The organism is Paraburkholderia sp. BR10882 (genome assembly GCF_040948855.1).
Lineage (GTDB): Bacteria > Pseudomonadota > Gammaproteobacteria > Burkholderiales > Burkholderiaceae > Paraburkholderia > Paraburkholderia nodosa_A.
In genome coordinates this window covers 132,483-155,018 of record NZ_JBFPKP010000016.1, presented here as the reverse complement: position 1 = coordinate 155,018, position 22,536 = coordinate 132,483, and the positions used below count along the sequence as shown (strand labels likewise).

The 22,536-nt window shown below is 64.8% G+C and carries 17 protein-coding genes and 1 pseudogene; 7 read left to right on the top strand and 11 right to left on the bottom strand.

Annotated elements, in window-relative coordinates:
• Window positions 1–20: 20 nt before the first annotated feature.
• Window positions 21–1,406, bottom strand: a complete 1,386-nt coding sequence (locus tag AB3X99_RS31050; RefSeq protein WP_069267063.1) for an L-serine ammonia-lyase — start codon at window positions 1,404–1,406, stop codon at window positions 21–23.
• Between the two features lie 203 nt (window positions 1,407–1,609).
• Window positions 1,610–2,752, bottom strand: a complete 1,143-nt coding sequence (locus AB3X99_RS31045; RefSeq protein WP_368619079.1) for a porin — start codon at window positions 2,750–2,752, stop codon at window positions 1,610–1,612.
• A gap of 346 nt (window positions 2,753–3,098) precedes the next feature.
• On the opposite strand from AB3X99_RS31045, the gene betI reads away from it, so the two are divergent.
• The 3 genes from betI to betA are packed head-to-tail and all read left to right on the top strand — an operon-like array spanning window position 3,099 to window position 6,947.
• Window positions 3,099–3,713, top strand: a complete 615-nt coding sequence (gene betI / locus AB3X99_RS31040; protein WP_368619078.1) for a transcriptional regulator BetI — start codon at window positions 3,099–3,101, stop codon at window positions 3,711–3,713.
• Between the two features lie 19 nt (window positions 3,714–3,732).
• Window positions 3,733–5,202, top strand: a complete 1,470-nt coding sequence (betB, locus tag AB3X99_RS31035; protein WP_368619077.1) for a betaine-aldehyde dehydrogenase — start codon at window positions 3,733–3,735, stop codon at window positions 5,200–5,202.
• Window positions 5,203–5,213: 11 nt separating this feature from the next.
• Window positions 5,214–6,947 carry a choline dehydrogenase gene (gene betA, locus AB3X99_RS31030; protein ID WP_368619076.1) on the top strand — a complete coding sequence of 578 codons (1,734 nt, stop codon included), beginning with the start codon at window positions 5,214–5,216 and terminating at the stop codon, window positions 6,945–6,947.
• Window positions 6,948–7,130: 183 nt separating this feature from the next.
• Here betA and AB3X99_RS31025 read toward each other — a convergent pair.
• The 3 genes and pseudogenes from AB3X99_RS31025 to AB3X99_RS31015 form a co-directional block, all read right to left on the bottom strand.
• Window positions 7,131–8,702 (bottom strand): annotated as a pseudogene (locus AB3X99_RS31025) (APC family permease); the annotation flags it as partial.
• Window positions 8,703–8,876: 174 nt separating this feature from the next.
• Window positions 8,877–9,827, bottom strand: a complete 951-nt coding sequence (locus tag AB3X99_RS31020) for a choline ABC transporter substrate-binding protein (protein WP_368619075.1) — start codon at window positions 9,825–9,827, stop codon at window positions 8,877–8,879.
• Window positions 9,828–10,044: 217 nt separating this feature from the next.
• Window positions 10,045–10,953 (bottom strand): LysR family transcriptional regulator, encoded by a 909-nt coding sequence (locus AB3X99_RS31015; RefSeq protein ID WP_368619074.1) that lies wholly within the window; start codon window positions 10,951–10,953, stop codon window positions 10,045–10,047.
• Window positions 10,954–11,080: 127 nt separating this feature from the next.
• Here AB3X99_RS31015 and metE point away from each other — a divergent pair, with 127 nt between their 5' ends.
• Window positions 11,081–13,375, top strand: coding sequence for a 5-methyltetrahydropteroyltriglutamate--homocysteine S-methyltransferase (metE, locus tag AB3X99_RS31010; protein ID WP_368619073.1), 2,295 nt, complete (start codon window positions 11,081–11,083; stop codon window positions 13,373–13,375).
• Window positions 13,376–13,461: 86 nt separating this feature from the next.
• Here the strand turns inward: metE and AB3X99_RS31005 are convergent, their stop codons facing one another.
• Complete coding sequence (locus AB3X99_RS31005; protein ID WP_368619072.1) at window positions 13,462–14,790, bottom strand: MFS transporter; 1,329 nt, start codon at window positions 14,788–14,790, stop codon at window positions 13,462–13,464.
• Between the two features lie 324 nt (window positions 14,791–15,114).
• On the opposite strand from AB3X99_RS31005, the gene AB3X99_RS31000 reads away from it, so the two are divergent.
• On the top strand, window positions 15,115–15,684 hold the full coding sequence (locus AB3X99_RS31000) for a DUF4142 domain-containing protein (protein WP_368619071.1): 570 nt from the start codon (window positions 15,115–15,117) through the stop codon (window positions 15,682–15,684).
• A 54-nt stretch (window positions 15,685–15,738) separates the two neighbouring features.
• Here AB3X99_RS31000 and AB3X99_RS30995 read toward each other — a convergent pair whose 3' ends face one another.
• Window positions 15,739–16,338: a TMEM175 family protein gene (locus AB3X99_RS30995; RefSeq protein ID WP_368603537.1), complete on the bottom strand. Its 600-nt coding sequence runs from the start codon at window positions 16,336–16,338 to the stop codon at window positions 15,739–15,741.
• A gap of 174 nt (window positions 16,339–16,512) precedes the next feature.
• Between AB3X99_RS30995 and AB3X99_RS30990 the strand changes: the two genes are divergently transcribed.
• Together AB3X99_RS30990 and AB3X99_RS30985 are read left to right on the top strand one after the other, a co-directional pair.
• Window positions 16,513–17,217, top strand: a complete 705-nt coding sequence (locus AB3X99_RS30990) for a cytochrome b/b6 domain-containing protein (protein ID WP_368619070.1) — start codon at window positions 16,513–16,515, stop codon at window positions 17,215–17,217.
• A gap of 85 nt (window positions 17,218–17,302) precedes the next feature.
• Window positions 17,303–17,554 (top strand): H-NS family nucleoid-associated regulatory protein, encoded by a 252-nt coding sequence (locus tag AB3X99_RS30985; protein WP_069267075.1) that lies wholly within the window; start codon window positions 17,303–17,305, stop codon window positions 17,552–17,554.
• A 103-nt stretch (window positions 17,555–17,657) separates the two neighbouring features.
• On the opposite strand, the gene kdgD is transcribed toward AB3X99_RS30985, so the two are convergent.
• The 4 genes from kdgD to AB3X99_RS30965 all read right to left on the bottom strand — a co-directional run bounded on the left by kdgD (window position 17,658) and on the right by AB3X99_RS30965 (window position 22,501).
• Window positions 17,658–18,575: a 5-dehydro-4-deoxyglucarate dehydratase gene (gene kdgD / locus AB3X99_RS30980; RefSeq protein ID WP_028206318.1), complete on the bottom strand. Its 918-nt coding sequence runs from the start codon at window positions 18,573–18,575 to the stop codon at window positions 17,658–17,660.
• 51 nt (window positions 18,576–18,626) lie between these two features.
• Window positions 18,627–19,976 carry a glucarate dehydratase gene (gene gudD / locus AB3X99_RS30975; protein WP_368619069.1) on the bottom strand — a complete coding sequence of 450 codons (1,350 nt, stop codon included), beginning with the start codon at window positions 19,974–19,976 and terminating at the stop codon, window positions 18,627–18,629.
• Between the two features lie 65 nt (window positions 19,977–20,041).
• Window positions 20,042–21,130 carry a lactonase family protein gene (locus tag AB3X99_RS30970; RefSeq protein WP_368619068.1) on the bottom strand — a complete coding sequence of 363 codons (1,089 nt, stop codon included), beginning with the start codon at window positions 21,128–21,130 and terminating at the stop codon, window positions 20,042–20,044.
• Between the two features lie 39 nt (window positions 21,131–21,169).
• Entirely contained in the window at window positions 21,170–22,501 is a 1,332-nt protein-coding gene (locus AB3X99_RS30965; protein WP_368603541.1) for an MFS transporter, read from the bottom strand.
• Between the last annotated feature and the right edge of the window lie 35 nt (window positions 22,502–22,536).

Genomic DNA, 22,536 nt, shown 5'->3' with positions numbered 1-22,536 from the left:
CGCGTTACCATTAGCTTCAGTTAGCACTCGATGACGTTCACGGCGAGACCACCGCGCGACGTCTCCTTGTATTTCGTCTTCATGTCGGCACCCGTTTCGCGCATCGTCTTGATGACGTTGTCGAGCGTGACGTAATGCTCGCCGTTGCCCTTGAGCGCCATGCGCGCGGCATTGATCGCCTTGATCGCGCCCATGGCGTTGCGCTCGATGCAGGGAATCTGCACGAGGCCGCCCACGGGGTCGCAGGTCATGCCGAGGTTGTGCTCCATGCCGATTTCGGCGGCGTTCTCCACCTGGCGCGGCGTGCCGCCCATGACGGCAGCGAGCGCCGCGGCGGCCATCGAGCACGCCACGCCCACTTCGCCCTGGCAGCCCACTTCGGCGCCCGAGATCGACGCCGTTTCCTTGTAGATGATGCCGATGGCCGCGGCCGTGAGCAGGAAGTTGGCGATGCCGTCTTCGTTTGCGCCCGCCACGAACTTCACGTAGTAGTGCAGCACCGCGGGAATCACCCCCGCCGCACCGTTGGTGGGCGCCGTGACGACGCGGCCGCCCGCCGCGTTCTCTTCGTTCACGGCCATGGCGTAGAGATTGACCCAGTCGAGCATCGACAGCGGATCGCGCAGCGACTCCTCGGAGCGCGAACGCAGATGCACCGAGAGATCGGCGGCGCGGCGCTTCACCTGCATCGGGCCGGGCAGCTCGCCATGCATCTTGCAGCCGCGCTCCACGCAGGCGGCCATCGCGCGCCAGATCACGAGCAGCCCTTCGCGCACGTCCTCCGGCGAACGTGCCGCGCATTCGTTCGCAAAGGTGACGTCGGCGATCGACCGACCGCTCTCGTTGCACACGCGCAGCAGGTCGTCGCCGGTGCGGAACGGATACGGCACCTCGCGTCCGCTGCGCACGCCGTTCACGCGGTCGCCGTCGCGGTTCACGACAAAGCCGCCGCCCACCGAGTAGTACTCCTTTTCGACGAGCAGCTGCCCGTTTTCGTCGAAGGCCTGAAAACGCATGCCGTTCGGATGCAGTGTGTTCGCGCCGCCCATCGTCTTGCGAAAGAAGCCAACGCACTCCTTTTCGTCGAAGCGGATGGTCTGCTTGCCGAGCAGCACGAGCGTCTTCTCGCGGCGCATGGCAGCGAGGCGCGGCTCGATCTGGTCAGGGTCGATCGAGTCGGGCAAGTTGCCTTCGAGGCCGAGCAGCACCGCCTTGTCAGTGCCGTGGCCCTTGCCCGTCGCGCCGAGCGAGCCGTACAGCTCGACCTTGACGCGACACACAAAGGCGAGCAGATTGGCGTCCTCGATGTGGGACGCGAAGCGGCACGCGGCAACCATCGGGCCGACCGTATGCGAGCTGGACGGACCGATCCCGATCTTGAACAGGTCGAAAACGCTGACGTTCATCTGACTTCCCTTCGCGCTGAGCGCATGGATGAGCTTGAGTGCAAGTAGACCAAAGAGGCCGTGGCAGCCGATAGAACAAAAACGCCATCGCCGTTGGACGGCCTCGCCAGCCGGGGCTGCGGGCGACTCCGGCGGACGATTCGCGAGGGTTTTACCGCGGGTTTTCCCGATGTTTTGCGGTGGAAAAGCACCCGCATGTCCGCTCAGAACTGATGACGCAAGCCAACGCGCACATCGGCCTGGGTGGTGGTGGAAGACGGCGTGAAGCTATAGCCGATCACCGCGTCCACACCCTGCGAGGCCTTGAGCCAGTCGCCTGAGATGTACACGTCCGTGCGCTTCGAAAGCAGGTAATGCATCCCCGCCGAAAGCTGGTTCCAGTGGTGGCCGTCGAAGTGGGTGTACTGGTAGCCGCCCGCCACGCTCAACGCGGGCGTCACCTGCCAGTTCGCACCGCCCTCGCCCACCTGCATGTGTTCGCTCTCGCCGAACGCCTTGATCTGCGTGTACGTGAAAGCGCCCATGAGCGTGACGTCGCCGATGGCGTAGCTCGCGCCCGCGCCGAAGGTGGCCTGCTTGTCCACGGGGAACGGCGTCTCCGAGTAGAGCGAGCTAACCGCGCCGGTGGCGGGATCGACGTTCACAGTCGGCCTGCCAAAGAACGTGCGCACGCCAATCATGTTGTACGGGTCGAACGCGTAGATGCCCGATGGATTGTTCAACTGTGTGTACGCGGTGCCCATCGCGAACGGGCCGTTCTGGTACTGCGCGCCCACGCTCCATGCGCTGCCGGTGTGAAAGTCGCCTGGCGTGTTACTGAACGAGTACATGCCGCCGAACTGGAATCCGCCGAACGTGTTCGACATGAACTTCACGGCGTTCGGCAGATGGTCGCCGTTCATGCGGTCGAAGTCGCCCTGGTTGATTGCGTAGCCGCTCGCCCATGCCGTGACGTTGTAGAGGTAGACGAACTCCTGCGTCATATCGGCCTGATTGCCGAACGTGAGCGTGCCCCAATCGTTCTGGAGTCCGACATAAGCGAGGCGACCGAAAAGCGAGCCGCCGTTGGCGATCTGTCCGTTGCCGAGGTGAAAGCCGCTCTCCAGCTGGAACACGGCCTTCAACCCGCCGCCGAGATCCTCGGTGCCCTTGAGACCCCAGCGGTTCGCCTGCGCAATGCCATCGTCGAATTTCACTTGATGCGAGCCGCCCGCATTGCTCACGTAGGTCACGCCCGCGTCGATGATCCCGTACAGGGTGACGCTGCTTTGGGCATGGCTTTCTGTCGAGACGGCGCTCAATGCCACCGCGATGCCGCTCAGTGCCACCGCATTCAGTTTTCTCATGGTGTCGGGTCTCTCTGGTCTGGCGATACAGGTTGTCGGGCCGCGCCGGCAACGCATGGCGCCTTGCGCGGTGGATCAAAACGTACAAGTCCAAATCTCGCCCGACTTGCGCAGACACGACACGCGCTGGCGCTAACGCGACACGCGAGCGGCATAAAAACCCCTGTAAAACAGGCGCAATCCGTTATCTGGCGGGCCTCGCGAGGGGTTCCGGCGACGCGATCATCGGTAATCCGACGCGGACTTTGTAAAATCCGCCGATCCCGCCATTTCTACGTTTTTATTGATTGAACATTCAATAAAAAATACCTAGAGTGGAAACCTCCCCGAATCGCCCGGAATCACCATGCCCAAGATCGGAATGCGCGACGTGCGCCGCGCGCAACTCATCGACGCCACCTTGCAATCGATCGACCAGTCGGGTCTCTCCGGCACCACGCTCGCCACCGTCGCGCAACACGCGAAGATTTCGACTGGCATCGTCAGTCACTATTTCGGCGGCAAGGACGGCCTGCTCGAAGCCACCATGCGCCACGTGCTGCATGACCTCTGGGAGGCCACGGTGCGGCGTCGGCTCGCCGCGAAAGACGAGCCGCGTGCGCGCTTGCGCGCCATCGTCGCGGCCAATTTCGACGTCTCGCAGGTGAACGCACCCGTCATGAAGACGTGGCTCGCGTTCTGGGCCGAGAGCATGCATCAGCCCGCACTGCGCCGTCTGCAGCGCGTCAACACGCGGCGGCTGCATTCGAACCTCTGCGTGGAGTTCGAGAAGGTGTTGCCGGCCGCTACGGCCCGGCGCGCCGCAAGCGGACTCGCTGCGTTGATCGACGGCCTCTGGCTGCGCGGCGCGCTCACGGGCGAACCGTTCGACACGAAGGCCGCGCTGCGCGTGGCCAACGACTACATCGACCTGCTGCTCGAAGCGCGCGCCAAGCCGCGCTCAGGCAAGTCGACCAGATAACCCGGCCCGGAGCCAATCGATGTCCCTCTTTCCCCTGCAACGCCTCTTCATCGACGGCACCTATACCGACGCCACCAGCGGCGAAACGTTCGACACCTACGATCCCGCCACCTGCGCCAGGCTCGCCACGGTCCAGCACGCGAGCGCCGCCGATATCGACCGCGCCGTGCAGTCGGCCCGTAACGGCCAACGCGTCTGGGCCGCCATGACGGCCATGCAGCGCTCGCGCGTGATGCGGCGCGCGGTCGACTTGCTGCGTGAGCGCAACGACGAACTCGCGGCGCTCGAAACCAGCGACACGGGCAAGCCGATCGCCGAAACGCGCAGCGTGGACATCGTCACCGGTGCCGACGTGATCGAGTACTACGCGGGCCTCGCGCCCGCGCTCGAAGGCCAGCAGATTCCGCTGCGCGAAAGCGCGTTCGTCTACACGAGGCGCGAGCCGCTGGGGGTCACGGCGGGCATCGGCGCCTGGAACTATCCGTTGCAGATCGCCTGCTGGAAATCGGCGCCCGCGCTCGCCGCCGGCAACGCGATGATCTTCAAGCCGAGCGAGATCACGCCGCTTTCGGCCTCGAAGCTCGCCGAGATCTATATCGAGGCGGGCGTGCCGCCCGGCGTGTTCAACGTGGTCCACGGCGACGGCCGTGTGGGCGCCATGCTGAGCGTGCATCCCGGCATCGAGAAGATTTCGTTTACGGGCGGCGTCGAAACGGGCAAGAAGGTCATGGCGGCCGCGGGCGGCTCCACGCTCAAGGAAGTCACGATGGAACTGGGCGGCAAGTCGCCGCTCATCGTCTTCGAAGACGCCGACCTCGAGCGTGCCGCCGATATCGCCGTGACCGCCAACTTCTTCAGCGCGGGCCAGGTATGCACCAACGCCACGCGCGTGTTCGTCCATCAATCGGTCATTGCCGCGTTCGAGGCTCTCGTGCTCGAGCGCGTGAAGCGCATCCGCGTGGGCAACCCCGCCGATCCCGCCACCAACTTCGGGCCGCTCGCCAGCGCCGCGCAGCTCGACAAGGTGCTCGGCTATATCGAGAGCGGCAAGCGCGAAGGCGCGCGGCTGCTCGCGGGCGGCGCGCGCCTCACGCAGGGCGACTTCGCGCGCGGCCAGTACGTGCAGCCCACCGTGTTCTCCGGTTGCCGCGACGACATGCGCATCGTGCAGGAGGAAATCTTCGGGCCGGTGATGAGCATTCTTGCCTTCGCCAACGAAGTCGAAGTGATCGCACGTGCCAACGAATCGCTTTACGGCCTGGCCGCCGGTGTCGTGACCGAAAGCCTCTCTCGGGCGCACCGCGTGATTCATCGGCTCGAAGCCGGCATCTGCTGGATCAATACCTGGGGCGAGTCGCCCGCCGAAATGCCCGTGGGCGGCTACAAGCAGTCGGGCGTGGGCCGCGAAAACGGCATCACCACGCTCGAGCACTACACGCGCATCAAATCCGTCCAGGTGGAACTGGGACCGTATCAGCCCGTTTTCTGAGGGAGCTCTGCATGGCAGCGCAAGAGTACGACTACATCATCATCGGCGCGGGATCGGCGGGCAACGTCCTTGCCGCGCGCCTCACCGAGGACCGCGACGCGACGGTGCTGCTGCTCGAAGCGGGCGGCCCCGACTACCGCTTCGATTTCCGCACGCAGATGCCCGCGGCGCTCGCCTACCCGTTGCAAGGCCGCCGCTACAACTGGGCTTACGAAACCGATCCCGAGCCGCACATGAACAACCGGCGCATGGAATGCGGACGCGGCAAGGGGCTGGGCGGGTCGTCGCTCATCAACGGCATGTGCTATATCCGCGGCAATGCGCTCGACTACGACGGCTGGGCCGAGCGCAAAGGGCTCGAGAACTGGAGCTATCTGGACTGCCTGCCCTATTTCCGCAAGGCCGAAACGCGCGACGTCGGCGCGAACGACTATCACGGCGGCGAAGGTCCCGTGCACGTGACGACGAGCAAGCCGGGCGTGAACCCGCTCTTCGAGGCGATGATCGAGGCGGGCGTGCAGGCGGGCTATGCGCGCACCGACGACCTCAACGGCTACCGCCAGGAAGGCTTCGGGCCGATGGACCGCACCGTGACCGCAAAAGGCCGGCGCGCGAGCACCGCGCGCGGCTATCTGGATCAGGCAAAGCATCGGCCCAACATCGACATCGTCACGCACGCGGTGACGGACCGCATTCTGTTCAGCGGCAAGCGGGCATGTGGCGTCGTCTTTCTCGACGGGCCCGCGCGTGTGACCCGCTACGCGCGCCGCGAAGTGCTGCTGTGTGCGGGTGCGATCGCCTCGCCGCAGATCCTGCAGCGCTCGGGCGTCGGTCCCGGTGCATGGCTGCGGGAACTCGACATTCCCATTGTGCTCGATCTGCCGGGCGTCGGGCAGAATCTTCAGGACCACCTGGAAATGTACATGCAGTACGAGTGCAGGGAGCCCGTCTCGCTCTACCCTGCGCTCCTCATGCGCAATCAACCGGCGATTGGCCTTGAATGGATGCTGCGCGGCACCGGCATTGGCGCGAGCAATCATTTCGAGGCGGGTGGCTTCATTCGCACGCGCGACGACGATCCGTGGCCGAACCTTCAGTATCACTTCCTGCCCGTCGCGATCAACTACAACGGCAGCAATGCGATCAAGATGCACGGCTTCCAGGCGCACGTGGGCTCGATGCGCTCGCCGAGCCGCGGGCGCGTGAAGCTGCGCTCGCGCGATCCGCGCCAGTATCCGTCGATCCTCTTCAACTACATGGCCGAAGCGCTCGACTGGCGCGAGTTCCGCGACGCAATTCGCATCACGCGCGAAATCATTGCGCAGCCCGCGCTCGACCGGTTTCGCGGACGCGAGTTGAACCCCGGCGCGGCGCTCAAGACCGACGCCGAGATCGATGCTTTCGTGCGCGACCGCGCGGAAACCGCGTATCACCCGTCGTGTTCGTGCGCGATGGGCTACGACGACATGGCGGTGGTGGACGGCGAAGGCCGTGTGCATGGACTCGACGGCCTGCGTGTCGTGGACGCGTCGATCATGCCGCGCATCACCACCGGCAACCTCAATGCGCCGACCATCATGATCGCGGAGAAGATCGCGGATCGCATCCGCGGGCGCGAAGCGCTTGCGCGTTCGCATGCGCCGTATTTTGTGGCGAATGGGACGCCGGCACGCGGACCGGATTTTTCCGCGGCGGATGGCGCGTCGCGCAGGGAGAAAGTACGCGCACATAGCGTGACGCTTTAAGCAACGCTAATGGGCCAGAGTCGGCGCGCAAGGAGTTGCGCAGCGACTCTGGTTTTTTTCGGGTTCATCGAACATTCAACGCGCGATCAGTTCTGTAAAAGGCACAGCAACAGGAAGAGCCAAAAAAAACGCGGCACCACGCGAGCACCCCGCCCGCACGATGCCGCCAACACTGAAGTCAACTCAGACCGACGCGGCCAGCCAATGCGAAACGGCAATCGTCAGCGCCGCTGCAACGAGCGCGCCATAAGGCGCAAGACTCAACCACCGGCTGCGCACCGGCACGCTCACTTCCATATCGAGCGCACTCCCCGCCGGAAACCGCCCGCGATCTTGCCAGTAATGCCGGAAAGCAAACACCGGCACGATCAGCAGCATGGCAATGAGGCCATCGCGCAGCGTCCCCTCGCCTTGCAGATTGGCGCCCGCGCCCACGAACACGAGATTCGCATAGCCGCACAGCGCACCGAGCGCGAGCAGCCACGTCGGGCAACGAAACGGCCGCGCCCAGGCGCTACGGTCCATGCGATGAATCCAGCCGGACTGAAGGTTCAGGAACACGAACAGCATGTAGCAGACGTTCGAGATCGACAGCACCGTCATATAGTCCGACATCGCGAGCAGGATGAGATTGAAACCGAGATCGGTCCACATCGCCGCCGTCGGCGCGCCGTGCTCGTTCACGCGCGAGAGGTAGCGCGGCAGCCAGCCGTCCACCGAAGCCTGATAGAGCGTGCGCGACGAACCCATCATCGACGTCATCACGATCAGCAAGATGGAAAGCATCAGCATCACCACCACGGCGTTGCCCACCCAGGCGCCGCCGCCCACCATCGCGGCCATCGCGGTGCCCACACCGGTGCCGTCGCCGATGCGCGGATCGAGCATCATCGCCGTACCCAGCGAGCCCTGAAACGCGAGCGGAACGAGCGTCATCACCACGAGGCAAAGCGCGCCCGACCAGAAGATCGCCCGCGCCGTATCGCGCCGCGGGTCGCGAAACTCGCGCGTGTAGCACACCGCCGTTTCGAAGCCGTACGATGCCCATCCCGCCATGAACATCGCGCCCAGCGCCATGACCACGCCCTGCCCGTTCCACGTGCCGAACACCGCCGCGGTGAGATTGCCGTGCGCGTCGTGGCCGAGCGGCAGCAGCGGAAACAGATGCTTGGCGGGAACATCGCCCGTGACGAAGGGCACGAGCCCGACGATCAAAAGCGGCGTGAGCGATGCGATGCCGAGAATCTTCTGCGTTTTCGCCGCCTTCGAAGCGCCGCTGTGCTGAAGCCGGAACGTGATGAGCAGGAACGCCGCGGCGATCAGGAACGTCGCGTTGATGCGAAGCGTGAGACCCGGCTTGATGAAGTCCAGGTTGGCGATCGTCCAGTGCCACTGCAGGATGGCCGCTTCGGGCGCGAACAGCGTGGCGAGCGCGTAGTTGGCGGCAAGTCCGCAGCCCAGCGCCAGCATGGGCGACCACGCGAGCCAGTTGCACCACACGGAAACCGGCGCGATCATCTTGCTGTAGCGGACCCAGCCAATTGCTCCGTACACCGAAGCACCGCCCGACTTGTGCGGAAAAAGCCCTGAAATCTCGGCGTAAGTGGCGCTTTGCACGAGGCCCATCGTGATCGATGCGATCCAGATGGCCCAGGCCGGCTGGCCGATGGTCGCGCAAACGCCGCCAATCGTGAACAGCACGCCCGCGGGCACGCCGCTCGTCACCCAGAACGCATCTTTCCATGTGAGGCCGCGCTGCAGCGCATGGCCATGACCGCCTCGTGCGGCGCTCTCCTCTGCGCCATGCGTACCGATTCCTGCTTGCTCCATCTGCCTCCTCCTCTTTTGAACGCTAATCAACCAAAATTGCCGCGCAAATAGGGATGTACCGCAGGGTTGTCCGCGGCTCTCGCCGCGGACAACGGCACGTCAGTGCACGCCCAGCGAGGCGCGCACGGCAGGCAGGCCCGGCTTGCCGTCGAGCGTGGTCACGCCGGCGAGCCAGTTGTCGAGCACCTGCGGATTGCTGCGCAGCCAGTCGGCGGCGGCCTTGTTGGGGTCCTCCTTGTTGGCGATCGGCACCATCAAATGGTTCTCGATGGCAGTCGTGAACTGCAGGTTGGAGACGAGCTTCGCCACGTTCGGGCAGCGCGCGGCATAGTCGGGCGGTTCCGCGGTCAGCACGCGCGCCGCGCCGTAGTCAGGTCCGAACACCGCGTCGCCGCCCGAGAGATAGTCGATCTTCATCTGCACGTTCATGGGATGCGGCTCCCAGCCGAGGAACACGATCCATTGCTTCTCGCGCACGGCGCGGTTCACCTGCACGAGCATCCCCGCCTCGCTCGATTCGACGAGCTTGAATTTGCCGAGTCCGTACTGGTTCGCGCCGATCATCTTCTGGATCAGTGCGTTGCCGTCGTTGCCGGGTTCGATGCCGTAGATGCGTCCTTGCAGTTTGTCCGCGTACTTCGCGATGTCCTGAAACGATTTGAGGCCGCCCTGGTAGACGTAGTCGGGCACGGCAAGCGTGTATTTCGCGCCCGTGAGATTGGGCGTCGAGAGCACCTTGATCGAACCCGACTTCGTGAAGGGCTCGATGATCGGGTCCATGGTCGGCGACCAGTAGCCGAGGAACACGTCGATCTGCTTGCTCTTGAGCCCTGCGAACGTGATCGGCACCGAGGCGATCGTCTTGGTCGGCGCATAGCCGAGCGCGCCGAGGATCGTCGACGCCACGCCCGTGGTCGCCGCGATATCGGTCCAGCCCACGTCTGCAAAGCGAACGTCCTTGCACGCGGTCGGATCTGCCGCGTAGGCGCTGGTGCAGAGAATGGCGGCGCACGCGAGCGCGCCTGTCTTAAGCAGGGGGAATCGGTACATCGTCATCTCCTCAGGAATCGAACTGCGTCGCAGGGTCATGAAGGCTCATGACACATGGTTGTCCGGCAAAAAGCCGACTAACGTAGCAATTGCGACGAGCAATTGCGCAGAAGCGACAAGCGATTCCAGCGAGTACCGATGAACAGCGACTTTAAGTTAATTGAACGATCAATATACGAACTTGTACAACGTTCCTTTCAATTTCAAAACGTGACCATCAGCCTCGCACACGGGGCTGTTGCCAGACCGGGTCGCGTGCGAATTCGACGAACGATTTCAGGTAGTCGACCACGGCGTCGCCTTCGCGCGTGCCGAGAAAGATCTGCTTCGCGATGCCCTGCTTGCCGAGCTTCACGATCGCGAGCGGCATACGGTCTGCGTATTCCTCCGCGAGCCAGCGCGGCAACGCGGCCACGCCGCGATGGCTCGCGACCATCTGCAGCATGATGTCGGTCGTTTCGATCGTCTTGTGACGGCGTGGCGTGATGTTCGCGGGCCGCAAAAACTGGTTGTAGATATCGAGCCGGTCGGTATCCACGGGGTACGTGATGAGCGTTTCGTCGACGAGTTGCTCGGGCTTCACGTAGCGCACGTTCGCGAGCCGATGGTCTTCCGCGACCACCAGCACCTGCTCGTAGTCGAACACCGGATCGAAACGCAGTCCGGGCCGGTTGAGCGGATCGGGCGTGACCAGCACGTCGATGTCGTAGCCGATCAACGCACCGATGCCGCCAAACTGAAAACGCTGCTTCACGTCCACGTCGACGTCGGGCCAGCGCGCCAGATACGGCGAGACCACCTTGAGCAGCCACTGATAGCACGGGGCGCATTCCATGCCGATACGCAACGTGCCCCGCTCGCCCGCGGCGTACTGCTTCATGCGCTCTTCCGCGAGTTCGAACTGGGGCAGAAGCCGCTCGGCTAGCGAGAGCAGATATTGCCCGGCCTGCGTCGGCCGCAGGCTGCGCCCCTCGCGGTCCCAGATTTGCGTGCCGAGTTGCTGCTCGATCTTCTTGACCGTATGGCTCAGCGCCGACTGCGTGAGGAAAAGCGATTCCGCCGCTGCGGTCAGTGAGCCCTGGCGGGCGACTTCGCGGACGATGACAAGGTGAACGCGTTCGAGCATCAGGCGACCAGATGAAAAAAACTAATGGATGGATGAAATAATGCCATTTTTCTTCATCATCGGATACGTCTATCATCGCTGCCACTCTGGATCGTTTTCAGCACTTTCATTTCGGACGGCACCGCACATGGTCACCACGCACAATCTCGGCTTTCCGCGCATCGGCGCGAAACGCGAACTCAAATCCGGTCTGGAACGCTACTGGAAAGGCGAATCCTCGCGCGACGAACTGAAGGCGCTCGGCGCGCAACTGCGCAAGCGCCACTGGGAAAACCAGAAGGGTCTAGACTTCGTGCCGGCCGGTGACTTCGCGTTCTACGACCAGGTGCTCGACATGAGCTTCACGCTCGGCAACCTGCCCGAGCGCGTGCAGGGCTTCCACGGCGACAAGCTCGACAACTACTTCCGCGTGGCGCGTGGCCGCTCGGCGGCGGGCGGCGAGGACCATGCCGCGTGCTGCGGCGGCGTCGCGGCCGGCGAAATGACGAAGTGGTTCGACACGAACTATCACTACATCGTCCCCGAATTCACGGCCGATACGCGGTTCAACCTCGACACCTCGCGTCTTTCGGAGCAACTGCGCGAAGCCCGCGAACTGGGCGTGAAGGCCAAGCCCGTGATCATCGGGCCGCTCACGTACCTGTGGCTCGGCAAGGCCAAGGACGACTCGGACAAGCTGGCGCTGCTGCCGCGCATCATGCCCGTCTATCGCGCACTGCTCGACTACTTCCGCGTGATGGACGTCGAATGGGTGCAGATCGACGAGCCGATTCTCGTGACCGAACTCGATCCGGCCTGGCGCGCCGCGTTTGCGACGGCGTATGAAGGCTTCGAGCTGCGTAGCGTCAAGCTGCTGCTGGCCACCTACTTCGGCCAGCTGCAGGACAATCTCGACCTCGCGTGCTCGCTGCCCGTCGACGGTCTGCATATCGACGCGATCAACGCCCGCGAAGAAGTCGCGCTGGCCGCGCAAAAGCTGCCTGCCCAGAGCGTGCTCTCGGTGGGCGCGATCAACGGACGCAACATCTGGAAGACGGATCTGAACGCCACGCTCGAATGGCTCGAGCCGCTCGCGAAGCAACTGGGCGAGCGCCTCTGGATCGCGCCGTCGTGCTCGCTGCTGCACGTGCCGGTGGACCTCGCAAGCGAAGAGAAGCTCGACATCGAAATCCGTTCGTGGCTCGCGTTTGCGCTGCAAAAGCTCGACGAAGTGAAGGTGCTCGCCACGGCGCTGAATGCCGGCCGCAGCAAGGTCGCAGCCGAACTCGCGGCAAACGCCGCCGCCGTTCAGGCACGCCGCGAGTCGCCGCGCGTGAACAACCCCGCCGTGAAGGCTGCGATCGCCCGCATCGATGCGCAGCTCGGCAATCGTCAGCACGCCTATGCCGAGCGCGCCGCGAAGCAGGCCGCACGCCTGAAGCTGCCCGCCTTCCCGACCACCACGATCGGCTCGTTCCCGCAAACGGCGGAAATCCGCCAGGCGCGCAGCCAGTTCAAGAGCGGCGCGCTCGACGACGCGGGCTACCAGGCCGCCATGCGCGCCGAAATCGAGCGCAGCGTGCGAGAGCAGGAGCAACTGGGTCTCGATGTGCTCGTGCACGGCGAAGCCGAGCGCAACGACATGGTCGAATATTTCGGCGAGCAGCTCGACGGCTACGCGTTCAGCCAGTTCGGCTGGGTGCAGTCGTACGGCTCGCGCTGCGTGAAGCCGCCTGTTCTGTTCGGCGACATCAGCCGCCCGAAGGCGATGACGGTGGAGTGGATCACCTACGCGCAGTCGCTCACGAACAAGCCCATGAAGGGCATGCTCACGGGCCCGGTGACGATACTCAACTGGTCCTTCGTGCGTGACGACCAGCCGCGTTCGGTCTCGTGCTACCAGCTCGCGCTCGCCATTCGCGAAGAAGTGCTCGACCTGGAGAAGGCCGGCGTGGGCGTGATCCAGATCGACGAGGCCGCGCTGCGCGAAGGTCTGCCGCTACGCCGCGCGCAGTGGGGCGAGTATCTGCGCTGGGCCGTGGAATCGTTCCGCATCACGGCGAACGGCGTGGAAGACGAAACGCAGATCCACACGCACATGTGCTATTCGGAGTTCAACGACATCATTGCATCGATCGCCGATATGGACGCGGACGTCATCACGATCGAGACCTCGCGCTCGGACATGGAGCTGCTCGACGCGTTCGATGACTTCAGGTATCCGAACGAAATCGGGCCGGGCGTGTACGACATTCACTCGCCGAACATCCCGACCGAAGCGCACATCGTGCAATTGATGCAGAAGGCCGCCGGGCGCATTCCGGCAGAACGCCTGTGGGTCAACCCGGACTGCGGTCTGAAGACACGACAGTGGGCCGAGGTCCTTCCGGCGCTGACCAACATGGTCGCTGCCGCCAAGGCGCTGCGCAGCCAGGTGCAATAAGGCGCTGAAGCGCCCCGAGCCATGGCGGGGATTCGGCTCGATGCGCGCGCCAGGGAAAGCGTTCGCAGGCGTTCATGTTCGTCTCCTCAAGCCGCGTCCGCCGGCTGGCCCACCGTGCTGCGCGCCATGAACCAGTAGAACAGCGCCGCGCAGCCCGCAATGGCGCCGCCCATGATGAACGCCAGCGAATACGATCCGGTGCGGTCGACGATAAAGCCCGCCACGACCGGCGAGAACGCCCCGCCGAAATAGCCGCCGAAATTCTGGATCGAACTCACGGAAGCGACCATCGACGACGGGGCGATGTCGGCCGCGAGCGCCCACGCGTTGCCAATGGTGGCGGCGATGAACGCCAGCCCCAACGTCATCAGCGCGACGCTCGCGCCTATCGTGCTCGCCAATGGCAGCGCCGCCGCGCACACGCCCGCACCGATTGCACCCACCACGATCAGCATGCGCTTGGCGACCATGGGCGAAGCTATGCGGCGATCCACGAGTTTCTTCGCGACCCAGCCCGCGACGATCTCGCCCGCCGCGCCGCCGAACCACGGAATGCTCGCGTAGATACCCAGTTGTGCGAACGAAATATGAAAGCGATCGAGCAGATAGAGCGGCAGGAACACGAGGAAGATATTCCACAGCCAGATCGCGCAGAAGTAGCCGAAGATCATGCCCCACACGCTGCGCGAGGCGAACAGCGCGCGCCAGCGAATGGGCGCCGTGGTGAGCGAGCGCTCGTGGCCGCCGCCGCCCGCTTCGATATAGGCGAATTCCTCTCTCGTGAGCCGCTTGCTTTGCGCGGGGTTGCGATAGAGAAACAGGAACAGCACGGCGAAGACGATGCCGATGGCGCCCGTCACGTGAAAGAGCGAGCGCCATCCGAAGGCGATCATCAACGCTACCAGCACGGCGGGCGCGAGCGCGGGGCCCCACTTCGACGACGAATCCCAGATGCCGGTGGCGAAGCCGCGCTCCTTGGCGGGAAACCACGCGGCCGTGATCTTGGCGGAGGTCGGCCAGCACGGCGCCTCGCCCACGGCGAGCAGCACGCGCATGACGATGAGGCCCGAGATCGACCCAACGACGCCGGTGAGCCACGTCGCCACGCTCCACCAGATCATGCCCACTGCATAGGCACGCTTCGCACCGAAGCGGTCGATGATCCAGCCCGCCGGCAACTGCATCACGGCGTAGGTCCACGCGAACACTGTGCCCAGCAGACCGATTTGCGTGCGCGTGAGGCCCAGGTCGTGGATCATGCCGGGCGCGGCGATCGCGAGATTCGCACGATCGAGGTAGTTGATGATGCCGCCGAACAGCAGCCAGATCAGCACGCGCCAGCGAAAATTCGCGGCGGTGGTGGCTGCGGCAGTCGATTGTGTGGTGGATGCGGTTGCAACCAGCTCGTCGTCCATCCTGTCTCCTCCTCGTTGGCCTACGTTTTTTTGCGCGCGAGGGACATTGTGCGCCGGTTGGCGCGAATGGAAAACGCCGTATTGGCATAAACGCATGACGTCGATGTGAATACGCGGATCGTTATCTCTGTCGCATGCTCTCTTACCAACCGTTACACAAGCGAAGCAATCGTTTCACCTGAACGGCGAACGACTTCATAGAATTCCCCAGACCGTTGAGCAGCAAGGCGCCTCGCCACAACGGTCCCGCGCAGAGCCGCACGAAAAGCCGCATGACACAGCCCTGCGCGGCAATCGATACCAACTACGCAGAAAGGAGTTCACATGACTCGCCTCTCGCTTGCCTCGCTCATCGCGGCTTCGGCCGCCAGCCTTTGCGCCGTGACGCTGAGCGCCCATGCGCAGACCCCCGCGCCCACCGCGGCTTCTGCCTCGACTTCGGCCGCACCCGGCAAGCTGCACGAAGCCGACAAAGCCTTCATCGCGGACGGCACGCAAACCGTCGCCACGCAGCGCGATGCCGCACGCATTGCCGATTCGCGCTCGACCGATCGCGAAGTGAAGGCTTTCGCGGAAAAACTGGTGGCCGACTATACGAAGCTGTCCGACTCGATGCGCGCGGCGAGCCCGCGCGGCGTGGACGTGCCGCGCAACGACCCGGATGCGGCCGTGATCGGCAGCATCAATAACCTGCGCGGCGCGGACTTCGACAAGACGTATATCGAGCAGGTCGCGCTGGCCGGCCAGCAGAAGACGCTCTCGACATTCCAGGCGGAGATCGCCTCGGGCCGCGACGCGGGCCTGAAGAAGGCTGCCACGGAAGGTCTGCCTGTGATCCAGGCCGACTACGCCAAGGCTCAGGAACTCGCCAAGCGCAAGCACCTGGCAGGCTGATGACGATGTGATGTGCGAAGGGGCCGGCCGCACGCGCGCCGGCCCCACTGCTGTTTACTCTTCCTTCTTTTCGCCGGCAGCGAGGGCGAGCCGTTCCATACGCCGGTCGGGCACGAGCCAGAGCAGCGCCACGATGAAGTAGAAGATCGCGCCAATGCGCGGATAGTCGAACGCCGCGAGCGCAAACCCCGCCAGATACAGCACCGGCGAAATCTTGCCCTTCACGTCATTGCCCAGCGCAACGGCAAGCGGGCTCTGCATGCCGTGGTAGCGCACCAGCGTGAATTGCAGCACGACGTAAGCCAGCGCGCAGAGCAGCAGGTTGACGCCGTAGAGCGCGGTCGGCCAGCGCCCGAACTCGTTCTCGCCCATCCAGCCCGTGGTGAACGGCAGCAGCGAAAGCCAGAACAGCAGATGCAGGTTGGCCCAGAGCACCGAGCCGTTCACGCGGCGCGCCACCTGCAGCATGTGGTGATGGTTGTTCCAGTAGATCCCCACGTAGATGAAGCTCAACACGTAGCTCAGATAAACCGGCCACAGCGGCGCGAGCGCAGCGAGATCATTGCCATGCGGCACCTTGAGTTCCAGCACCATGATCGTGATGATGATGGCAAGCACGCCATCGCTGAAGGCTTCGAGTCGGTTCTTTTCCATCTGCGGAATCAAATTGCAAGAGATGTAAGGCGAGCGGCAAGTATCGCCGAAGTCGCCGCACGACGCCACGTAGGCGCTGAGGGATCGCAGGTGCGTATATTGCGCCGTACATGGCGCGCGCGTTCCTGGCCTATGATGGCCTCGAGCGCCACGCCCGGCCGCTCGCCTCGAATCATGAACTCCACGACCTCCGTAACCCGCCACCGTCCCGAGCACCCTGAGCGGCCCGAGCGCCGCGTGCCCGTTTGGGACCTGCCCACGCGCCTCTTCCACTGGCTGACCGTAGTGCTCGTGGCGGCCGCTTACATCACGCAGCGCATGAACTGGATGCAGATGCACGTGCGCCTCGGCGAGACGCTGCTCGCGCTCGTGCTGTTTCGCATCCTGTGGGGCTGCTTCGGCAGCGAGACCGCGCGCTTCTCGCGCTTCGTCGCCTCGCCGCGCAAGGCGATCGAGAATCTGCGCCATCTGTTGCGGCGCGAGCCCGACGTCCAGGTCGGTCACAACGCGGCCGGCGGCTGGATGGTTCTGCTGCTGCTCGCGCTGCTGCTGGTCGAAACGCTCACCGGTCTCTACGACAACAACGACATCGCCGACGAAGGCCCGCTCAGCGAAATCGTGCCCGCGAAAATCGCCAATGCGATAGCCGGCCTGCACGCGTGGGGCTGGGACCTGCTCGCGGCCGCGGTCGTGCTGCACGTGTGCGCGATTGCCGTCTATGCCCTCGTGAAAGGCCACAATCTGGTCGGCCCGATGGTGAGCGGGAAAAAGCGCCTGCCCGCCTCGGTGCGCGCGCCAGCGCGCGGGTCGCTGTGGCTCGCGGCGTTGCTGATGGGGCTGTCGGGCGTCGTGGTGGCGCTGCTCGCCGAGTATCTTTGATGCCGGAAATTGCGGTGTAAAGCCCACGCGAAGCCCGCACAACGCGTAAAATCAGCGGCTCGTTTTCACTCGACAAGAATCATCGATGGCTACCTACCTCGAATTGCTCGCCCAGAAGCGCGAACTCGACGAGCGCATCGAAGCCGCGCGCGCCGAAGCGGCGCACGAGGCGCTGGCCAATGTGCGCGAGGCAATCGCCGAATTCGGCTTCACGCCCGACGAGGTGTTCGGCAAGCCGCGCCGCGAAAAGACCGCGCGCCGCACGCGCAAGGCCGAAGGCACCGAAGGCAAAAAGCGCGAGCGCGCCAATCTGGACCTGTTCGGCGACAACGCCTGACCGGCGCCACGCCCTCAACGAGCAAACAGGGCAGCAAGGCCCCTGTCGCAAGCAGCCATGCCGCGCGCCGGCTGGCGCGAGCATGGCGTGAACACCAAACGCGTTACTGCGCGCCGAGCTTCTTGATCAGCACGTCGAGCTGCGCCACTTCCTCTTGCGTGAGATCGGTGAGCGGCGCGCGCACCGGGCCCGCATCGCGGCCCACGAGCTTCGCGCCCGCCTTCACGATGCTCACCGCGTAGCCCGCGCGGCGATTGCGAATGGCGAGGTACGGCAGGAAGAATTCGTCGATGAGCTTGCCCACCGTCGCGTGATCGTCGGCGGCAATCGCGCGGTAGAACTGCATGGCCGTCTTCGGAATGAAGTTGAACACCGCCGACGAATACACGGGCACGCCCAGCGCCTTGTACGCCGCCGCGTAGACTTCGGCCGTGGGCAGGCCGCCCAGGTAGGAGAAGCGGTCGCCCAGACGGCGGCGGATCGTCACCATCGCCTCGATCTCGCCCACGCCGTCCTTGAAGCCGATGAGGTTCTCGCAGCGGTCGGCGAGCTGCTCGAGCATGTCGGCGTTGAGCTTCGAATTGGCGCGGTTGTAGACGATCACGCCCATCTTCGGCACGGCCTTGCAGACCTGCTCCACGTGCGCGGCAATGCCTTCCTGCGACGCTTCCGTGAGGTAGTGCGGCATCAGCAGAATGCCCTGCGCGCCGTTGCGCTCGGCTTCCTGCGCGTATTCGATGGCCACGCGCGTGGCGCCGCCCGCGCCCGCGAGAATCGGCACCTTGCCCTTGCAGGTTTCGGTGGCCGTCTTGATGACCTGCGAGTATTCGCTCTTCGTGAGCGAGAAGAATTCGCCCGTGCCGCCCGCTGCGAACAGCGCGCTCGCGCCGTACGGGGCCAGCCATTCGAGGCGCTCGGCGTAGGTGCTCGCGCGGAAGTTGCCCTGCGCGTCGAAGTCGGTCACGGGGAACGAAAGCAGGCCTTCGGAGACGATTTGCTTGAGTTCTTGCGGCGTGGTCATGGTCTTGATCCTGTTGCGAAGTCAGTAAAGGTGTTCAGTCGAAGACGGCGTTCAGCGCACGAGGCACGGACGCTTGTTGTCGAACTTCCAGTTGGGAATGAGGTATTGCATGGCGATCGCGTCGTCGCGCGCGCCGAGGCCGTGCTCCTGGTAGAGCGCGTGGGCCTTTTCCAGCTCGTCCATGTCGATCTCGATGCCAAGGCCGGGCTTTTGCGGCACCTGCACCTTGCCGCCCACGATCTGCAGCGGCTCGCGCGTGAGGCGCTGGCCGTCCTGCCAGATCCAGTGCGTGTCGATCGCCGAGATCTTGCCGGGCGCCGCGGCGGCTGCATGCGTGAACATCGCGAGCGAAATGTCGAAGTGGTTGTTCGAGTGCGAGCCCCACGTGAGGCCCCAGTCGTTGCACATCTGCGCTACGCGCACGGAGCCCTGCATGGTCCAGAAGTGCGGGTCGGCGAGCGGGATATCCACCGATTGCAGCTGGATAGCGTGGCCCATCTGACGCCAGTCGGTCGCGATCATGTTGGTGGCCGTGGGCAGGCCGGTGGCGCGGCGGAATTCCGCCATCACTTCGCGGCCCGAGTAGCCGCCCTCCGCGCCGCACGGGTCTTCCGCGTAGGCGAGCACGTCGTGCTTGTCGCGGCACAGGCGGATGGCTTCTGCGAGCGACCACGCGCCGTTCGGGTCGAGCGTCACGCGCGCTTCGGGAAAGCGCTCGGCCAGCGCCGTGACCGCTTCCATTTCCGCGTCGCCCGCCAGCACGCCGCCCTTGAGCTTGAAGTCGTTGAAGCCGTAGCGCGCTTGCGCGGCTTCGGCCAGGCGCACGACGGCATCCGGCGTCATCGCCTCTTCGGTGCGCAGGCGCTCCCAGTCGTCGCGGCCATCGGCGCCGCTCGCGTAGGCCAGATCGGTCTTGTTGCGATCGCCAATGAAGAACAGGTAGCCGAGCATTTCCACTTCGCTGCGCTGCTGCCCCTCGCCAAGCAGCGCGGCAACGGGCACGTTCAGATGCTGGCCGAGCAGGTCGAGCAGCGCGGCTTCGAGCGCCGTGACCGCGTGAATCGTGGTGCGCAGGTCGAAGGTCTGCAGGCCGCGGCCGCCCGAGTCGCGATCGGCGAACTGCTTGCGCACGGTGTTGAGCACCGACTGCATATTGCCGATGGACTGGCCGACCACGAACGCGCGCGCGTCTTCGAGCGTCTTGCGAATCGCCTCGCCGCCCGGCACTTCGCCGATGCCGGTGTTGCCCGCGCTGTCGCGCAGCAGCACGACGTTGCGCGTGAAGAACGGACCGTGCGCGCCGGAGAGGTTCAGGAGCATGCTGTCGCGGCCCGCCACGGGCACGACGCGCAACTCAGTCACAACGGGCGTGGCGTTCGGTTGAACGGTTTGTGTAGACATGAACGGATTACCTGTAAAAGTGCGGCGCGCTGCGCCCTGACAATCGAAACCCTGGATTGAAGCGGTCAAGCGTGGGCGGCGACGATCTCCACCCAGTTCGCGCCGTTGCCGCCCTCGCCGCGCCAGACGGCTGTGAGCGCGCCGCTCGCCGCATCGATCGCGTAGACCGACACGTGTTGCGATTTTTCTCCGCACGCCACGAGAAACCGGCCCGTCGGGTCGATGCGAAAACCGCGCGGCTGTGATTCCGTTGCGGTCGCGCCGACGTATTCGAGCGCGCCGTCTTGAGCCACGCGCAGCGCGAGAATCTGGCTCGTCGTGCGCTCGGACACGTAGACGAAGCGCCCATCGGGCGAGACGTGGATGTCGGCGGCCCAGACGAGCTTCGCGAGCACGGCGGGGTCGGGCTGCACGGGGTCCGTGGGGCTCGGGCGCGCAAAGCCGTCCTTCAGATGCGCGAGCACCGGCGCGCGCGGCGAAACGTGCAGCGCCGCGAGCTTGCCCGTGGCGGCGTCGCGCGCGAAAGCCGCCACCGTCGCGCGGAATTCGCTCAGCACGTACAGCACGTCGCCGTTGGGCGAAAAGCGCAGATGCCGCGGACCGAAGCCCGTACCGAGATCGACTGCACCGATTTCGACGAGGCGCCCCGCGTCTTCCAGCGCGAAAGCAAACACGCGGTCGCTGCCGAGCGACGACGCATAGGCGAAGCGCCCGTCGGCGGAAACGATCACGGCGTGCGCGTGCTCGATATCGTCGATCACCTGCAGCGGTGCGCCATTGCCGCTCTCGAGCTCGTTCGCGCCATACAGGCTCACGCGATGCTCGCCGTACGAAGCGCCCAGCAGGAAACGCCCCTGCGGCTCGGCACACAGATACGCGAGGCTCGATTCGATCGGCGTCTGCACGCGCGGCGCGAGACTGCCGTTTTGCGCGTCGATGGCGTAGTCGTTGATGCGCTTGTCCGCGCCGCGCGTGGCCGCGTAAAGGCGGCGGCGATCGGGCGAGAGCGCCATCGGCATCACGTTGTCCTGCGCGGCAACGCGGGCTTGCGGCGCGAGCGCGCCATTGCGCGCATCGAGATGAAACACGCCAATGTCGCCGTCTTTCGAATTCGCGACGTAGACGAAGAAGCGTTCGGGGTTCGGCTGGTTCATGGTGTGGGTTTCCTTCTCGATTGAGGAGTGCGCGCGGGCTCAGTGCGCGCCGCTGCGAACCGAATCGTCGGCAAAGGCGCGGCGCGACGGCTTGTTGCGGGCGAGGAACGCGGCGGCGGCCGCAATCAGCGAGGTCACGCCGAGGCCGTAGAGGCCGCCCGTAATCGAGCCCGTATGCTGTTGAAGATAGCCGAAGGTGGCCGGCGCGAAGAACCCGCCCAGGTTGCCGAGCGAATTGATGAGCGCGATCACGCCGGCGGCCACGCGGGTGTCGAGATAGCCTTGCGGCATCGGCCAGAACAGCGACGAAGCCGCCTTGAAGCCGATGGCCGAAAAGCAGATCGCCACGAACGAGAACACCGGGTCCGACGAGGTCGAAGCGAACAGGCCGCAGGCCGCGATCACCAGTGCGACGGCGAGCCACGCCTGCTGAAAGCGGTACCTGGCCGAGAGCAGTGCGAAGCAGTACATCGCGACGATGGCGATCATCCACGGAATGGCGTTGTAGAGACCTACCTGGAAATCGCTGAGATCACCCATCTTGCGGATGATCGTGGGCAGCCAGAACGTGGCCGCGTAGATCGTGAGCTGGATCGCGAAGTAGAGGAGGCAGAACAGCACGATCTGCGGGTCCTTCAGGAGACGCAGGACCGGCACGTGCGCGCCCGTGGCGGCTTCGCGCTCGGCCTGCTCGCGAACCATGTACGTTTCGAGCGCGCCCTGTTCGTCGTTCGTGAGCCAGTGGGCATCGCGAATGCGCGACTTCAGGAACACCCAGCTCACGCCGCACAGCACGATGGAAAAGCCGCCTTCGATCAGGAACATCCACTGCCAGCCCGCGAGACCGAGGCCGCGCACCGACAGCAACGCGCCCGTGATCGGACCCGAGAGCACCGAGGCGAACGCCGACCCCGCGAGAAACACGGCCGCCGCCTTGCCGCGTTCTTTCTGCGGCAGCCACTGCGCAAAGTAATAGATCACGCCGGGAAAGAAACCCGCTTCGGCAACGCCCAGCAGAAAGCGCAGCACGTAGAACGAGGTGTCGTTGTGCACGAACGCCATGGCGGCGGCCACGACGCCCCACGTACCCATGATGCGCGTAAGCCATGCGCGTGCGCCATACTTTTGCATGAGGATGTTGGACGGCACCTCGAAGATCGCGTAGCCCACGAAGAATAGCCCCGCGCCGAACCCATACGCCGCCGCCGAAAGACCGATATCGGCTTTCATGTGCGCGCCGGCGAAACCGACGTTCACACGGTCGATATAGTTCGCGATGAACATGATGAGGAAGAGCGGGAGCACGTGCCTCAGGACCTTGGCGCTGGCTGACTCCAGCAGGTCCTCATAACGGTTGGCGGGGGCGGACATCGGGGTTGTCTCCTTGGCGCGGGCGGCGCGCGGAT

Bases quoted from the DNA above. Each gene is read 5' to 3' on its own strand.
- AB3X99_RS31050 (WP_069267063.1), bottom strand. From the start codon at position 1,406: ATGAACGTCAGCGTTTTCGACCTGTTCAAGATCGGGATCGGTCCGTCC.
- AB3X99_RS30985 (WP_069267075.1), top strand. From the start codon at position 17,303: ATGGCTACCTACCTCGAATTGCTCGCCCAGAAGCGCGAACTCGACGAG.
- AB3X99_RS30965 (WP_368603541.1), bottom strand. From the start codon at position 22,501: ATGTCCGCCCCCGCCAACCGTTATGAGGACCTGCTGGAGTCAGCCAGC.
- AB3X99_RS30970 (WP_368619068.1), bottom strand. From the start codon at position 21,130: ATGAACCAGCCGAACCCCGAACGCTTCTTCGTCTACGTCGCGAATTCG.
- AB3X99_RS31045 (WP_368619079.1), bottom strand. From the start codon at position 2,752: ATGAGAAAACTGAATGCGGTGGCACTGAGCGGCATCGCGGTGGCATTG.
- AB3X99_RS31020 (WP_368619075.1), bottom strand. From the start codon at position 9,827: ATGTACCGATTCCCCCTGCTTAAGACAGGCGCGCTCGCGTGCGCCGCC.
- AB3X99_RS30995 (WP_368603537.1), bottom strand. From the start codon at position 16,338: ATGGAAAAGAACCGACTCGAAGCCTTCAGCGATGGCGTGCTTGCCATC.
- AB3X99_RS31005 (WP_368619072.1), bottom strand. From the start codon at position 14,790: ATGGACGACGAGCTGGTTGCAACCGCATCCACCACACAATCGACTGCC.
- betI (WP_368619078.1), top strand. From the start codon at position 3,099: ATGCCCAAGATCGGAATGCGCGACGTGCGCCGCGCGCAACTCATCGAC.
- gudD (WP_368619069.1), bottom strand. From the start codon at position 19,976: ATGTCTACACAAACCGTTCAACCGAACGCCACGCCCGTTGTGACTGAG.
- kdgD (WP_028206318.1), bottom strand. From the start codon at position 18,575: ATGACCACGCCGCAAGAACTCAAGCAAATCGTCTCCGAAGGCCTGCTT.
- betB (WP_368619077.1), top strand. From the start codon at position 3,733: ATGTCCCTCTTTCCCCTGCAACGCCTCTTCATCGACGGCACCTATACC.
- AB3X99_RS31015 (WP_368619074.1), bottom strand. From the start codon at position 10,953: ATGCTCGAACGCGTTCACCTTGTCATCGTCCGCGAAGTCGCCCGCCAG.
- AB3X99_RS31000 (WP_368619071.1), top strand. From the start codon at position 15,115: ATGACTCGCCTCTCGCTTGCCTCGCTCATCGCGGCTTCGGCCGCCAGC.
- AB3X99_RS30990 (WP_368619070.1), top strand. From the start codon at position 16,513: ATGAACTCCACGACCTCCGTAACCCGCCACCGTCCCGAGCACCCTGAG.
- metE (WP_368619073.1), top strand. From the start codon at position 11,081: ATGGTCACCACGCACAATCTCGGCTTTCCGCGCATCGGCGCGAAACGC.
- betA (WP_368619076.1), top strand. From the start codon at position 5,214: ATGGCAGCGCAAGAGTACGACTACATCATCATCGGCGCGGGATCGGCG.